The organism is Acidovorax sp. LjRoot194 (assembly GCF_964253015.1).
GTDB lineage: Bacteria > Pseudomonadota > Gammaproteobacteria > Burkholderiales > Burkholderiaceae_C > Acidovorax.
The window spans coordinates 3,562,405-3,576,666 of record NZ_CAXUQB020000001.1 but is presented as its reverse complement, the minus strand read 5'-3'; the positions used below and the strand labels follow the sequence as shown (position 1 = coordinate 3,576,666).

The 14,262-nt window shown below is 65.1% G+C and carries 13 protein-coding genes; all 13 read right to left on the bottom strand.

Annotated features, from left to right (window positions below; all coding sequences use genetic code 11):
* Positions 1-320: 320 nt before the first annotated feature.
* The 13 genes from ACSQ3N_RS16130 to ACSQ3N_RS16070 all read right to left on the bottom strand — a co-directional run bounded on the left by ACSQ3N_RS16130 (position 321) and on the right by ACSQ3N_RS16070 (position 14,259).
* A complete protein-coding gene (locus ACSQ3N_RS16130) occupies positions 321-770 on the bottom strand; it encodes a carboxymuconolactone decarboxylase family protein (protein WP_436146799.1) in 450 nt (149 codons plus the stop codon).
* An 846-nt stretch (positions 771-1,616) separates the two neighbouring features.
* The gene (locus tag ACSQ3N_RS16125; RefSeq protein ID WP_436146798.1) at positions 1,617-2,630 is read right to left on the bottom strand and encodes a phage late control D family protein; all 1,014 of its coding nucleotides are present in this window, start codon (positions 2,628-2,630) and stop codon (positions 1,617-1,619) included.
* Positions 2,627-3,073: a phage tail protein gene (locus tag ACSQ3N_RS16120; RefSeq protein ID WP_436146797.1), complete on the bottom strand. Its 447-nt coding sequence runs from the start codon at positions 3,071-3,073 to the stop codon at positions 2,627-2,629. Before ACSQ3N_RS16120 ends, ACSQ3N_RS16125 begins: the two co-directional genes overlap by 4 nt.
* Before the next feature lie 12 nt (positions 3,074-3,085).
* Positions 3,086-5,665, bottom strand: coding sequence for a phage tail tape measure protein (locus tag ACSQ3N_RS16115; RefSeq protein ID WP_436146796.1), 2,580 nt, complete (start codon positions 5,663-5,665; stop codon positions 3,086-3,088).
* A gap of 79 nt (positions 5,666-5,744) precedes the next feature.
* Positions 5,745-5,861: a GpE family phage tail protein gene (locus ACSQ3N_RS16110; protein WP_082493144.1), complete on the bottom strand. Its 117-nt coding sequence runs from the start codon at positions 5,859-5,861 to the stop codon at positions 5,745-5,747.
* An 8-nt stretch (positions 5,862-5,869) separates the two neighbouring features.
* Positions 5,870-6,220, bottom strand: coding sequence for a phage tail assembly protein (locus ACSQ3N_RS16105; protein WP_436146795.1), 351 nt, complete (start codon positions 6,218-6,220; stop codon positions 5,870-5,872).
* 78 nt (positions 6,221-6,298) lie between these two features.
* On the bottom strand, positions 6,299-6,808 hold the full coding sequence (locus ACSQ3N_RS16100) for a phage major tail tube protein (protein ID WP_056413673.1): 510 nt from the start codon (positions 6,806-6,808) through the stop codon (positions 6,299-6,301).
* A gap of 35 nt (positions 6,809-6,843) precedes the next feature.
* Entirely contained in the window at positions 6,844-8,040 is a 1,197-nt protein-coding gene (locus ACSQ3N_RS16095) for a phage tail sheath protein (RefSeq protein ID WP_436146794.1), read from the bottom strand.
* Between the two features lie 196 nt (positions 8,041-8,236).
* Complete coding sequence (locus tag ACSQ3N_RS16090; protein ID WP_436146793.1) at positions 8,237-8,644, bottom strand: TipAS antibiotic-recognition domain-containing protein; 408 nt, start codon at positions 8,642-8,644, stop codon at positions 8,237-8,239.
* A gap of 212 nt (positions 8,645-8,856) precedes the next feature.
* Positions 8,857-9,336: a hypothetical protein gene (locus ACSQ3N_RS16085; RefSeq protein WP_436146792.1), complete on the bottom strand. Its 480-nt coding sequence runs from the start codon at positions 9,334-9,336 to the stop codon at positions 8,857-8,859.
* Entirely contained in the window at positions 9,326-10,537 is a 1,212-nt protein-coding gene (locus ACSQ3N_RS16080) for a sialidase family protein (RefSeq protein ID WP_436146791.1), read from the bottom strand. The genes ACSQ3N_RS16085 and ACSQ3N_RS16080 overlap by 11 nt, the downstream gene beginning before the upstream one ends.
* The gene (locus ACSQ3N_RS16075; protein WP_436146790.1) at positions 10,534-10,974 is read right to left on the bottom strand and encodes a hypothetical protein; all 441 of its coding nucleotides are present in this window, start codon (positions 10,972-10,974) and stop codon (positions 10,534-10,536) included. Before ACSQ3N_RS16075 ends, ACSQ3N_RS16080 begins: the two co-directional genes overlap by 4 nt.
* A gap of 9 nt (positions 10,975-10,983) precedes the next feature.
* Positions 10,984-14,259: a DUF4815 domain-containing protein gene (locus ACSQ3N_RS16070; protein WP_436146789.1), complete on the bottom strand. Its 3,276-nt coding sequence runs from the start codon at positions 14,257-14,259 to the stop codon at positions 10,984-10,986.
* Positions 14,260-14,262: the final 3 nt, after the last annotated feature.

The window sequence follows — 14,262 nt, the reverse complement described above, 5'->3', positions numbered from 1 at the left end:
TAAGCCTTATCAGCATCGTTGGCGCTATGCAAGGCCGGCCGTCCTGCTACTACGAGGGCAAGTCCTATTCGCCCGGCGCCGTGGCCAACATGGCCGATCAGACCCACATGACTTGCACTCTCACCAACGGTAATCCGCAATGGGTGCGCACGAAACGGTTGCCACTTTCGTGACAACAAACTAAGCGTTCGGCGAAGTCATATTGACCTTGTGTCAGTTGGCGGAATAAATGAATTCTGCCAACTGACGCAGCTGGTGAACGATGCCGGCGCAGCGCGCCGGGAGATGCAAGAACACCTTACCGTGGTTGAATGTATAGATTAGGCCTTGGCCCGTGGCTTCAATCGGAAGCTGATCCCCATACGGTTGATGGCGTTCATTGCGGCGATGGTCAGCGTCAAGTCCACTAGGTCTTTTTCACCGAATACCGCCGCAGCGGCTGCATAGGCCTCGTCCGACGCGTGCGTCTCGCTGACGCGGGTCACTTCCTCGGACCAAGCCAGAGCAGCGCGCTCTTGCTCGTTGAATAGGTAGGCAGCTTCGTGCCAAACGGGCACCAACACAATTTTTTCCACCGACATGCCTTCCTTGATGAGATCACGCGTATGGATGTCGATACAGTGCGCGCAGCCGTTGAGCTGCGAGACTCGAAGGAAGACGAGATGGATGAGTAGGCTCGGCAGGCTCGTGTCTGTAGTGACGAAGTGGTGAAGGCCGCTCACTGCCTTTGCACCATCGGGGGATACTGCGAACCAATTTGCGCGCTGCATATGTGGATTTCCTTTCGTGTGTCTAGAGGATTTGATGACCGGCGTTTGGCTTGGCCGGCATGTCTAAGACGCGCGACCATGGAAGGTTGTGACAGCGGGCGCGGAAAAGGCCAGCGCGTCTCCGTCCACTGCCAGGTTTGCGGCTAAGGCTTGATGAACAGACTCGCTCCGTTCTCGGTCACTTTTGGTTAACGCTGCAATGTTCTGAAAAGCATTGGGTAAAAAAATTCATACTGACGGTGTTTGTCTCTATTCCTAGAAGCGTACTGTCTTACAAATTTTGAGATAGATGATATTTACGGTTTGAGGCTTACAAAGAAGGTCTCAAATGGTCACATCAAACCGTCCCCAGCAAAACGATCCTGCACGCCAGGTCAACAAGAGCACAAGCCCAGCTCAAAACCGAAATGCTTTCTATATCGCGATTGCGGGAGCGGTGATCGCTCTTATCGCGGTGATTGGCTTCAACATGATGGCGCCTAAGGGACGGTTAGATTCGCCCGGAGCAAGTTCGAACACACCGGCTCCTGGTAGCACTTCGCAGGGCGGTAGTCCTGCGCAGCAGGCAACCCCACAACGTGGAGACACGCCCACCGCACCCGGCCGTGAAACTATGGGCGCGCCGGCAGGAGCGGTACCGGCGCCTGTAGCACCTGCCTCGAACTGACATGGGAGCGGGCGATGGAACATACGCATTCCCAAGCGCAAAAAGGTGAGCCCGCCGCTCACAACACTTTTGCAACTAAGACTGCAACAGTTATGTACGTTGCGATTGTTGCTCTGTTATTGATAGCGATCTGGTTGCCCGCACTGTTCGGGGGGCGCGTTTGATTTCTAAGAAGACTGTTACCTGGAACGCTGTGTTTCCAGTTCTATCCGGGTAGTCATTCCGCCATCGCCCAGCGTGTGTGTGAGTTTCACTACCAGCCATTGTGTGGCGTCGATCTGGGGTTTAAACCCGCTCAGCGTCACGGGCGTCTGCGGCATCAGGCCGGGCTGGCCCATGGCTAGGGTTAGCTCCATCGTGGCTTTGCCGCGCTCCACGCGGCCTTGCTCGGCACGGGCGGCGGCCATCGCGTCGGCCTCGCTCCCGTAGGTGTCCTTCAAGCGCTTTTCGTTGTCTTCGGTGCCCACCAGCACGGAGCGTTTTTCGGCGCGGTCTTTGTCGTGCCAGTACGCGCGCACGCCGCTGTAGCTGTGGCGGTCGGCCGTGTGGTAACGGTGGTTGTCGCCGGCCGCACGGGTCAGCGTGATGGCTTCCAGTTCTTCGCCCGAGCTGCTGCGGGTGCCATTGATGGGCAGGAACACCAGGCGGCCTTTTTTGACTGTGGCCACGGCGTCGTGCTTCTTGGCCAGGCGGGTCAAAAAGTGCAGGTCGCTTTCGTTCGTCTGGTCGATGTGCGCCACCTTGATATCGGCTAGCGCCGCGTCTACGCGGGGTGCGAGGTTGTTGCGCCGCGCAATGTCGCCCACGATGGCGCCCAGCGTGGTGTCGTGCCAGCTGCGTTCGTTGCGGGTGCGCAGCTGCCGGCGCATCTCGGCCGACCTGGCGCGGATGCTGATGCGGTCGGGCGCGCCCGAGTGCTCGATTTCGTCCACCTCGAACAGCCCTTTGTCCACCAGCCGGAAGTCGCGCCAGCCCAGCTGCAAGGCAATCTCTGCACCCTTGGGCGGCAGGTTCATCTGACCGTCTGTGTCGTCCAGCTCGATGTCAAGCTGGTCGGCCTCATCCCCGCGGGATTCGGTGAGGGTGAGCGACATCAAGCGCGCCCGCACGTTGGCGGTGATGTCGCGGCCGTCCACGGTGAGCGCGTAGGCCGGCGCGTCGTACAGCTGCGCGGTCTGCAAGTGTTCGTTCACAGCCACCACTCCCAGTAGTCATCAATGGGGCCGGGGTCCACACCGCCGCCGGGCTCGGCCTTGATGTCGTCAACGCGCTTGAGCTGCAGGTCAAACTCCACGCGGCGCGGCACACCCTGGCCGGTGTGGAGCGTGCCGGTTTCGTTCACGTTCTCGATCACGTAGGCGCCGAAGGGCTCCCCCGCGCCGGACACCAGCGCAAAGGCATTGCCGCTGTCGCCCATGTCGCGCAGCTGGTCGAGGTACATGCGCTTGCCGGAGAACTCGGGCACCAGCAGGCCCGACAGGCTGATAGTGTCGTCGCCCGGCCCCAGCGACTGGGATGCAGGCCGCGCGCCCACGCGCGAGTTTGTGGGGTGGCGCCAGCTGGTCTGCCGCTTGAAGTCGTCAAACGACAGCGTAGGCAGGCTGAATAGGAATTGCCCGAGGGCCATCATGTGCATGGGGTGTCGCTCCTATCCGTCGATATCGTGCAGGGACGACAGCACGCGCGAGCGGCCCGCACGCTCCCGGCGGTCCAGCTCTGCCGCCACAGCCCGCGCGATGGCTTGCACGTCTGCGCCTGGCCCCGGGTTGATGGTGATGGTGTACACGTTGCCCCCACCGCCGCCAGCGGGCGCCGTGGGGCCAGCTGCAGACAGCGGTGCTCGGGTGTCGATGCGCAGCGCGGCAGCATCGGCCGCCAGCGGCATGGTGGCGGTTGCTGCTGTGGCCATGGCTAACGCTGCAGAGCGCACCGCGCCCTGGCCGCCGGCAATGCCCAGTGCGGCGCCCTCGCTGATCCAACCGCCGTACTGCATGAACACCTTGGACGGTGAGGCAATGCCCAGCTTTTCACGGAACCAGGCGCCCACGGCATCGGCTGCGCCCACCACCACCTCGCGCACGGCCGCCAGGCGGCTGCTGATGCCGTTCACAAGGCCGGACATCAGGTCAGCACCTGCGGAGAAAAACCGATCTTTCAGCGCTACCAGGTCTTGCCACAGTGCAGCGGCGCCGGCCGAGGTGCTGGCCCACCAGGCAGACACGGCGGCCGACAGCTGCTGCCAGATGGCCAGGAGCCCGCCCTTGATGCCGTCCCAGTTGCGCCACACCATGTAGGCGGCCGTGGCCATCAGCGCGAGGGCGGCCACGATAGGGTTTGCTACAAGGAACACCGCCAGCGCGCGCAGCCCTGCGAGCAGCCACACGGCGCCGGCCTGCAGCAGGGTCAGCGCTCTGGCTGCGAGCGCGGCCACGCGTGAAAGCCCGCCCATGGCGGCGCTGGCGATGGTAGACCCCAGCCGCAGACCTGCGAGGCCCAGGCCCATGCGCGACATCACAAGCCGAACAATCAACATCGGCCCCAGCACGGACGCTATCGCAAGGCCCAGCGTACCCAGGACGGTGACGACGAGTGCGAGCCCGCCCACGACGCGAAGGGTCCATTTCACCAGGGCTTGGTTTTCGCGCGTCCAGGCACCGATGCTGCTGGCCATGTTGCCCAGGGCGTTGAGGATCTTCACAAGGTCGGGGGCAATGGTGGCGCCCATGTCCTTGAGCATGTTGGTAAAGCTGCCCTGCGCGGCTTCGGCCGCGGCGCTTACGGTCTTCAGCGACGCATCCACCCGCATGCGCAGATCGGCCTGCGCCTGCATCTTGTCAACCACCTCGCGGTAGCCGTCAATGCCTTTTTCCATCAAGGTGTTGAGCACCTGATGGGTTTCCGCGTCGTCGCCGAACAGCTTTTTCAGGGCCGCGATTCGCAACTCATCGTTGTCCACGGCCTTGAGCTTTTGCAGCTGGTCGAACAGGTTGTCCATGCCAGCGAACTTGCCGCCAGCGGTGGAGAAATTCAGCTTGACGCCCTGGCCGGCGAGCAACTTGTTTGCCTTGCCCACTTTCTCGCGGTCCAGGGACAGCTGCACCACCTTGCGGATAGCGTTGCCTGCAGCTTCGCCGGCCATGCCGGTTTGATCCATCATCACCAGCAGGGGCGCGAGCATGCTGCTCGCTTCAAGGCCCTTCTTCCCGAGGATGGGCATCACCGCGCTGATTTTGGTGAAGCCCTGGAGCATGTTGGTAGGGTCCACGCCCAGGTAGTAGGCCCGCTGGATCACGTCCATCAAACCCATCATGTCCTTTTCGGCCGTCTGCGTGGCGTCCTGCATCTTGGCGGCGAACTCGGCCGCACTGGTGACTGGCATGCGCAGCTGGATGCCCAGGTATGCAGCCGACTCGCCCAGGCCGCCCAGGATGGCCTGTGATGTCATGCCCTGTCGGCGCAGCATGGTCATCATCTCGATAAAGTCTGCGGTGGTGCCCGGCAGCTTGTCGCCCAGTCGCGTGGCCAGGTCGAGCACCTGTTTGAACTCGGGCGCCACCGCGCCCGTTTTCGTCATCATCGACGCGCCGAGCTGGGTTTCTGCGTTCTCGGCAGGGATGAAAGCATCCACCACGGAGCGCAAGGGCGCCGCGATCTTGTTGCCGCCGGCCACCATCGCCGCGCTCGCACCTGCAGCCATCCCGGTGTGCAGGACAGCCTTTGCATGCTTGTCTCGCAGTTCCTGAATTTTGCGCTGCTGTGCCGACAGGCGCGCCAGTTCGGCGCGCTGCTTGGACATGGCGGCCGTGGTGCCGTCGATATCGGTTTTCAGCCTGGCCTGCGCGGCGGCGAGGTTGCCTGTCACCCCCATGGCGTTGAGTGCCGCGCGGGCCTTCACCGCGGCCGACTTCTGCAGCTCCAGGGCTTCGGCGATCTTGCGCACCCCGCTCTCCTCGCGCTTGAGCTGCGCGGCTGTGGCCGTGCCGCTGGCCCGCATGCCGTCGAGCAGAGCCTGTTTCAACTTGAGCGCATTGTTCAGCCGGGCCAGCTCGGCCGCCTGCTTTTGTACGTTGCTCAAGGCGGCCTGTTGGTCGTTCAGTTCCTTGAGGCGGTCGCGGGCGGCTTTGAGGGCGCGGGCGGTTTCGCCGCTGGCGCCGCTGATGCGCTTCATGGGCGTGAGCACGCGCTCTGCCAGGTCAAGCACGACGCGCAGGCGCAGTTGGTCAGCCATGGTGGCCCCCTTGGTGGTGCTGTCGGTGGTGTTGGGGTTGTTTCATGGCAGGGCCGCTGCGCGGCGGTGGGGGTGTGCGTCAGTCCTGTGGCTCATGGCGGGCGCGGGCTCGCTCGCGCCACTCCATCAGCTCTTGCAGGGTGAAATCGGCCATGTCGGCCGGCGTCCAGTGAAAGACCATGGCCAGGTCGGCCATGGCGTTCTCTACGCGGTCAGGAAGTCCGTTTTCTGTTCCTTCGTGAGCAAAAAACCGATCACCACGCCCCCCAGCGTCACCAAGTCGGCCGGGTCCATGTTGGCCATGTCCTGCTTGTGCAGCATGGGCGAGCTGATGCGGGGCACCACGGCCTGAATGGCTTCTACCTTGAGCTGCAGCAGCTCGGTAAGGGCGATGCCGCGCAGCTCGCCGGCCTTGGGCTTGCGCAGCGTTACGGCGTTGATGATCTGGTCGCCGCGGCGCACGGGTGTGTCCAGCATCACGGTGTTGGGGTCGGCCTTGTCGGCCACTTCGGTGGCGGTGTTGTTGGCGTCTGCAGGTTGGGCTTGTGTCGTCATGGTTCGGTCTCGGGAATGGGGCGGGGGAGGGGAGGGGAGACGCGGCCCGCGTGGGGCCGCGTGGTCAATGGCCGTGTGTCAGAGGCCCAGCGCCTGGCGGACTTCGGCCAGACGGTCCACGCCGCCCACCATCTCCACCATGTTCACGGCGTCAATCTCGATCAGGGTTTCGCCGTTCATGGTCAGCTTGTAGTAGCTGATGGCGCTTTTGATCTTGATGGCCGTGCCTTCGCCGGCCTTGGCTGCGCCGGGGTCGATCTCGGAATGGCGGCCGCGCACCACTACTTCCAGGCTGTCCACGCCTTCGCTGTCGTCGGCCTGCAGCGCGCCCGCAAAGCGCAGCAGCACGCCGTCATGGCGCAGCGTGCCCCACTGGGTGAACAGCTCTTTCATGTAGCCGGCGGCGGTCCATTCCATCTCCATGGCTTCCATGCCGTAGTCGAGCTTCACCGGGGCGTTCATGCCGCCGCTGCGGTAATCCTCCATCTTGCGCGTGAGCTTGGGCAGGTTGACCTCTGGCACTTCGCCAGCGTGCGAGGTGCCATCGTTGAACAGCACAAAATTCTTGAGTTTGCTGGGTAGGCCCATGTTTGTTTCTCCGGTTGATGTGGGGGTGGGCCGGGTTATTGGCCGGTGCCAACGCGCAGGGCGAAGTCGGCGAAGTAGCGATCGGTGATGCGCTGGCGGAAAGAGAGGTCTTCCAGCGGTGGCACGGGCGTGAAGTCGTAGTCGATGGTCAGCTTCCCGGTCTTGAGCGTGGCGGTTTCGTTTATGTCTTCGTCGTACCAGGCCTTGCCGTCGAGGATGTAGCCCTGCGCCTTCAACTCGCGGAACTTGGCGTTGATGCCTTCGAGGATGTCTTTCACCAGCGAGGGGTGCAGCGGTTTGTCCACCGCCCACATGTGGCCCTCTGCCATGGTGTCGGCCAGGATTTGCGCGGTGCGCGTGGCCGTCTCGAAGAAGAACAGACCGTTCTTCTCGGTGGTGCGATTGCCCCAGAAGCGGTGCCCGGTGGACTGAATCAGCGTGGTGATGCCGCCATCGTTGAGCAGGCCCGCGTCGGTGTCAGCGCTTTGCAGATCCCAGAACACATCTTTCGACAGGCCCAGCACGCCATTCACGGGCACATTCGACAGGGACTTGTGCCAACCCTGCTCGGTGTCGATGCGGGCGCGCAGGCCCATCGCGTAGGCAGCGGCGGGCACTTCCACCACGCCTTCGCCGGTCTTGAGGGCTTTCCAGTTGGGCCACAACAGCATCAGCTCGCGGGCGCCGAAGTGGTCGCGGTAGGCCAGTGCTTCACTCAGGGTGTCGCCCTGCGCGCCGGCGTACACCATGGCGCGCAGCTTCTGCGCCACAGCCACCAGGCCATCGGTAACCGCCTGGCCGTCCAGGCCCGGGGCGCCCAGGATGCGCGGCTTCACGCCCAGCTCGGCCTGCGCCGACAGCAGCGCCTGCAAGCCGGTCTTTTTGCCGGCGGCTGTGGTGGTGCCGATGACCTTGGCTGCTTGGTCTGTGGCCTTCTCGTCGGCATCCGCGCCCACGCCGTCCGCAACGCGCACGATGACCAACACAGGGCGGGCCTGTTCCTTGATGGCGTTGAGCGAGGCCGTCAGCGTGCCCAGCGTGCCGGCCTTGCCGATGATGTTGTCGATCTTGGTAACGAGCACCGGGGTATCGAGCGGGAAGGTGGCCGGGTCGGCGTCCGAGGCGGTGGCCACCAGGCCAATCACGGCCGTGGACACGATGCGGATAGGGTTCACGCCGTCATTGATTTCTTTGACGCGCACGCCGTGGTGAAAGTTGGCGATGGTGGCCATGGGTTCTCCAGTTGGGGAAGGAAAAAGGGGATGTGCAGATCGTCTTTCCTTCCCTCGCGCAAGGCCACCACAACGGCATGTGTGCACCGCGTGCACATGAAAAAGCCCGCCGGGCATATGCCGGGCGGGCTTCATTTACACGGCGCACCAGGGGGTGCGCCCTACAGGGTGGTTCCCCCTGGCATTTCAGCTGGGGTTACAACCTTGCCAACGCGAACACGCAAATTGCATCCTTCAAATATTCGGCCAACCGCGGGTGGTAGCTGTCGTGAAACTCCCGCATTGACGGGTCTTCTTGGTAGAAGAGTCCCAGACCGATATAGCCTTCGCGGCTCGGTTCATAGAACCGCGAAATGATGGCGTGGTGCCTGGCCACCAAAGCTTGGACTTCGGCGGAATCAGCCAGTGCACCTGACGCAATCAGTGGGATCAACTCTTTGTAGAGAACGTCCCAATCTGCATGCACCTGCGCCTTGTCTACGTGGGCCCAGTTGTTGGATGCAGCGAGCGATTCCGACTGCTCCCGTTCGCGTGAACTCTTGCAAACGGACAGGTAGTCTGACGTGAATGCGGATGCGTGTGTGTAGGTTGTGTTTGTCGTCATGGATGGTCCTTGGCCCGGCCATCCGCTGGGGTAGCTGCGGTGCCTAGTTGGCGGGCCGGGCAATACGTTGAATGAATCTGAAAGACTGAGTGTTAAAACGTTGAGCGACAGACATAACCTAACCTCGATTCTGTTGGATGAATGGAAAGATGCGGATCATAGAGCGAGCTGCGCCAGGGGTCTGCTGGGAGCGCTGCCTCATTGCACTGCATTCATGGAAGTTCTTCCGGTTGAATGGTCGCTGTGATGATTTCGACTGCGCGCGCGGGCGTGATGATGGCCATGGCGGCCAGTCGCTGCACACCTTCCACCGTGTCCGGGTCGGACAGGTCAATGAAGGTCGCGGCGGCTTGGTCCGCGAGCGTGGCGCGCAGCGCGGCGGCCTGCTGGCGAAGCGTCACGGGCAGGTCCGCGCGGTCCACCGCTGCCCACTCGATGGCTGCCTTTTCGGTGCGGGTGAACCGGCGGCGGAACGCCAGCACCGACATGCGGGCGGAACTCTTGGGTGGTGTGCCCTCCTGCGGTGGCTCCGCATAGGGGAGCAGCACCCACGCCACACCTGTCCAGTTCGCGCGGGGCGCACCGGCAGTGTTTGCCACCGACATGCTGGCCGGTGGCGTGGTAGTGGTGCGCGGGCCTGCAGCGCTCGCCTGGCCCACGTACCACCCCCACAGGTCGAACTCATAGTTCATAGAACAGCTCCTTTGCCAACAGGTTGATTTCCAGCGGCGGCCCGGTATTCACGGCCGTGTTCAGAAAGAACGTGTTGGCACCCACCCGCCGATACAGCCCGGGCGCGCTGTCCGCCACGTTGATGTCGGCATGGGTGCGCCAGGTCACCCCGTTGGCCGTGCTCATCAGGAAGCCCACGCCGCCTGCCTTGGCGCTGATGTACAGGTGGCCGTCGAGGACCACCGCATCCGGGTTCACGCTGCCGAAGAACCGGCCTTCGAAGAGCTGCCCGTAAGCGGCGCCTTGCTGCCAGGTCACCCCGTTGTCGTCGGAATAGATGGTGGAGAAGGTCGTGCCGGACAGGGCCACGGCGATGAAGCGGGAGCCCAGCGCGTAGATGGCGGTCGGGTTGGCGGGCAGCTTTACCCGCTCGGCCGCATAGCTGGCGCTCATGGTGAAGTCCGCCCCGTTGCTGCTGTATGCCGCCACGCCGTCCGCGCTGAAAGCGAGCCAGGCCGCACCGTTGTGCACGACGCCGCCCCACGTGGCCGCCGCCGGAAAATTCTTGTTCGTCATCACCCCCGCGGCGGTGAAGTGAATGAACGCCGTGGAGTTGCCAGGCGTCAGCAGATAGCCCACGCCCCCGGCCGTGCACAGAACCGCCTGCGTGATGTTCACTGCGCCCACGGACGCCCAACTGGCGCCGTTGTCCGTGCTTCGGTTCAGTGCTTGAGATCCGCTGAAAGAGCTGACGCCGAACAGGTTGGCGCCCACGGCCAGGCCACGGATGTTCACCGCCCCGCTGCTAAACACCCGCGCCGTGAAGGTCACCAGGTCCGGCGACGTGTACCACGTCGTGCCGCCGCCGAACCCAAGGTAAACGCTCCCGTTGTGCGTCACAGACTCCAGCGCGATCCCCAGCGGGCTGGTCTGCGGCCGCGGCCGGTAGGCGTTCATCTGCCGCACCAACTGGCCCGGCAGCGCACGGTCGGCGCCGGTCCAGATCAGCCGCTGGCGCACGGGCACGCCCACGCGGCCTTGAATGGTGTCGATGTGCGCGCCCAGGGCACCCACCGCGGCCCCAACGCCGCCCACGTCCTGCGCCACGGCGTTCACCCCGGCGCTCACGCCGTCCACCTTGCCGCTGACAGCGCCCACGGCGGCCAGCAGCGCAGCGCCCACGCGCCGCACTTCGTTGTAAATGTTGATGCCCAGGTTCATGGGGTTTCCTCTGCAGTCATGCCGGTCAGGTCGCCGGTGTCGTGGTGGTAGTGGTACGTCTCGGTGCGCGTGGCGCCACCGGCCACGGGGTAGGCCGCAGTCGCCAGCCGGTCCTGGCCGTCATAGCCGTAGGTGGTGGTGCGCGAGACGCCCGCCACGGTCTGCGTGGCGCTCTCGATGCGGCCACCGACGCCGTAGCCGTAGGTGACTGCGGAAGGGCGGGCGTCCGCCCACTCCAGCAGCGCCAGGCGCGCGGCCATGGCGTCGTCGCGGCTGTCCATGTCCAGGCCCATCAGCTGCAGGGCGGTGTCGATCAGGGTGAAGGCGGCGCGCAGGCGTGGCACGTCGTCTTCGTGCCAGTTGTCGATGTGGGGCAGCGGCAGGCCCAGCGCGTCGGTGCGCTGGTCGATGGGCTGGCCTTGTTGGGTGGTCGGCATGGCGTCCCCTTACAGCACGACCACGCGCAGGTTGTGCACGCGCGGCCGGGCCGTGGTGCTGCCCGTGAGCGTGAGGCGAACACGGCACCCCGTGGCGGCCGCGAAGTCCGCCAGCTGGTGGGTAATCTCACGCACGCCAGCGGTGTTTGTGCTGGCGGACAGGTAGGGCACCAATACCCAGGGCGCGCCCGCTGCGGTCGATTGCACATGCACCTGCACTGCAGAGCCGCCGGGAATGTCGCCCTCGTACACCACCACCACCCGCGAGTTGCCGGACGCGGTCACGGTGCGGGTGATGTAGTCGGCTGTAGGCTCGATCTTCGCGGCGATCAGCTGCACACCAGGCTGCAGAATGGCCGCCGCGTGAGCGTCCCCGGTGATGCGCGCGCGCACCTTGAGCTGGCCGGTGAACGGCGCGGCCAGCCAGACGATCTGCCCATCCGACAGGCGCGCCACTGCGCTGTCCATCGACGGCGGAAACTCCACCTCAAACGTCAGGTTCGCCGCGGCGCTCGGGCGCTCGGCCGCGCCCAGAATCATCAGGTCCGTCGCGTCCACCAGGTCCGCCGTGCCCAGGTCGATCACTCGCTCTGTCTCGGTGAACTGGGCCGCCAGCAGGCTGAACGTCAGGTCGCGGTCTTGGTGGGGCGTCCACGTCGATGCGTTGGAGCTGGAAAGCAGCACGCCGACCTGATAGGGCTGGCTGGTCACGTAGCCCGCCGTGGCGTCCTGCTTGCCCAGCTCGGCAATGGCTACCGCTGTGGTCCCATCGTCGCAGCCCACCACCAGCGCGTATTCACGCTGGGCCTGCAGTTGCACGGGCACCCAGGTCACGCGGGTGGGCCCACCGATCACGATATCTGCGGGCGCCACGCGCTGGTCGGTCACCACCACGGCCGTGGGCACGCCGTTGGCGACTTCGCGCACCTGCACGAACACCGGGGTGTCCTTGGCTTCAAACCGCAGATCCACGCCCGCGCACATGCAGGCCTCGTCCAGCATGAAGGTCTGCGCCAGCGGGTCGTACATGCCGATCAGCGACAGCGCGGCCACGCACTGGCTTTGGTTCTGGGCGGCCTGGCCGTTGGCGGGCGGGCCAAAAATCGGGCCGCTGGTGGCACCAGAGCTGCCGCCCGACCCCCAGCCCGAACCGTTGCCGCTCACCCAGGTTTCCGTGCGCACGTTCTGGTTCGTGCGCAGCACCGTGGTGCCCTGGCCAACAAACGTCTGCTGGCCCTTGGAGCCCAGCGTGCCGGTGAAGGTCACCACCTTGGTGCCGGCGGTCACATCCGGGGGAATCGTGAACTTGCCCGACAGCACGCCCGCGGGTGTCGCCACCAGGGTGCCGCCGTTCACAGGCGAGGCCGCCACGGGAATGCCGTCGAAGGTGACGGCGGACAGCGGCTCATTCGGCCCCCAGCCGCCAATGACAAAGTTCACGTCCACCGGCCGCAGGAATTCGATGGGCGTCGAGGCTTCGGACAGCACGCGCGTGGAGTTCGTCCAGTTGGCCAGGATCGTTTCCACACCGCTGCCGATGTTCAGCCGCTCGGTGGTGGGCGAAGCCCACGCCGATTCCACCACCGTCCAGCGGTCCACGTTGGGCACCAGCGTGACGGACGCGGGCAGGGGGTCGAACGCCTGATAGGGGTTCACCTTCATGGACCCGGTGCGCAGCGGCTGCGACAGCACCACGCGGTAGCCGTGGGCCGGGGCCATGCGTCCGGTCACCGCGGCGCCCAGCTGGTGCACCGTGGGCGTCAGGGGTAGCTGCAGCGCGCCGCGCACCACCGCGGCGGACTGGGCCAGGCCCGCGTCGCGCTGGTTGTCCGACAGGAACGGGTCGGCGAACAAGCCTTTCTTGATGCCGGAGTCGATGCCCTGGGCGCTGGTGGCCAGGCGCAGCTCGGCCAGGTCCATCACCACGGCATCCAGCCGGGCGCGTTCTCCCACCAGCTGGTGCATGGGGACCATCTTCACGCCGTCCGCCATCACCCGGCGGTTGCTGTCCCAGGTTTGGTACACGCTCGCCAAGCCCAGCATGTCGTCGGGCACCACCGGGGCGGTGGGCGCCCAGGCGCTGGAGACACCCCGCACCCAGGCGAACGTGCCTTCGCGCGTCAGGCACAGCCGGTCAATGCGCGGCAGCTGCTGGTCATACGTCACCAGCACCATGGTCCCGGGTATGGCGCCGGATACGGTGAAGCCGCGGGCATCGGGCGCGGTGGGGGCCACCACCGCCAGATAGAGGTAGGTCACCGAATAGTTGCTGCCAGGCGCAGGCTCATTGCCCGCCGGGCTCCAGTCCATCTGACCCGCGGTCAGCAGGAAGTCGTTGGGCGAGTGGTACAGGGTGCCGCCTTGTTTGACTTCCTCGATCAGGATCACGCTGGGGTCGGGCAGCGGGTCGCCCGCACCGGCAAAGCCGCCGTGCACGATGTTCACAGTGCGGCGCGCCGTGATGCGCACCTGCGGCACGCCCAGGCAGGGCGCCCGGCCCAGGTCGATGCGCTGCGCGCCCGCGGTGGTTGACAGGTGCGGCTCGCTGTCGATGTGCAGCAGGTCGGCGACAGCGGCGGACACGATACGCCTGTCGGTCATCAGCTGGAAAGGAAAGCCGCCAACACGGGCGCGGCCTTGCTCCACGGTGTAGACCTGCTCGCCGCTGGGTAGGTCGGACGCCATCGCCACGCGCAGGCCGCTCACGATGTATTCCCCACCGGCGCTGTCTTCGTCGTATTTGGCGATGGCACGCGTCACCGCATCCAGATTGGGCGGCGCTTCCTTGGCGCGCGCGTAGCCGTCCTCGATCACCCAGACGGGGAAAAACTCCCCCGCCTGGCCGTCGCCCGCGAAACCCCAGACGGGCTGCACCTTGCGGCGTGCGGCGCCCGGCTGCTGGTAGGCGGGCGTGCCGCCTGCCGGGTTCAACAGGGAAGGGTCTTCCAGCTCCGTGACGGTGGTGGTCTGCAGGTAGATGCCCGCATTGACCACGCCCAGCACGGGCACGGTGAAGATGCCGGGGGGCACGCCGCGCACGGCGCCCTGCAGGTAGATGGCGCCGGACTCGGCCTGAACGGCCCCTGTCTCGGCGTTCACGATGATGCGGGCATCGCGCACCACGTCGCCGTCCCGAAACAGCGCGTCGGCAACGCCGCGCAGGCGGTGGGCGGCCATGTCCTGCATGTCGTTCAGCTCGGCGGACTGCAGCACCTTGTCCTGGCGGTACTCGATGGCGTCGAAGTTCTTGGCGGGGTCGAAGCGTTTGTGAATGGTCGTGTTCATGGG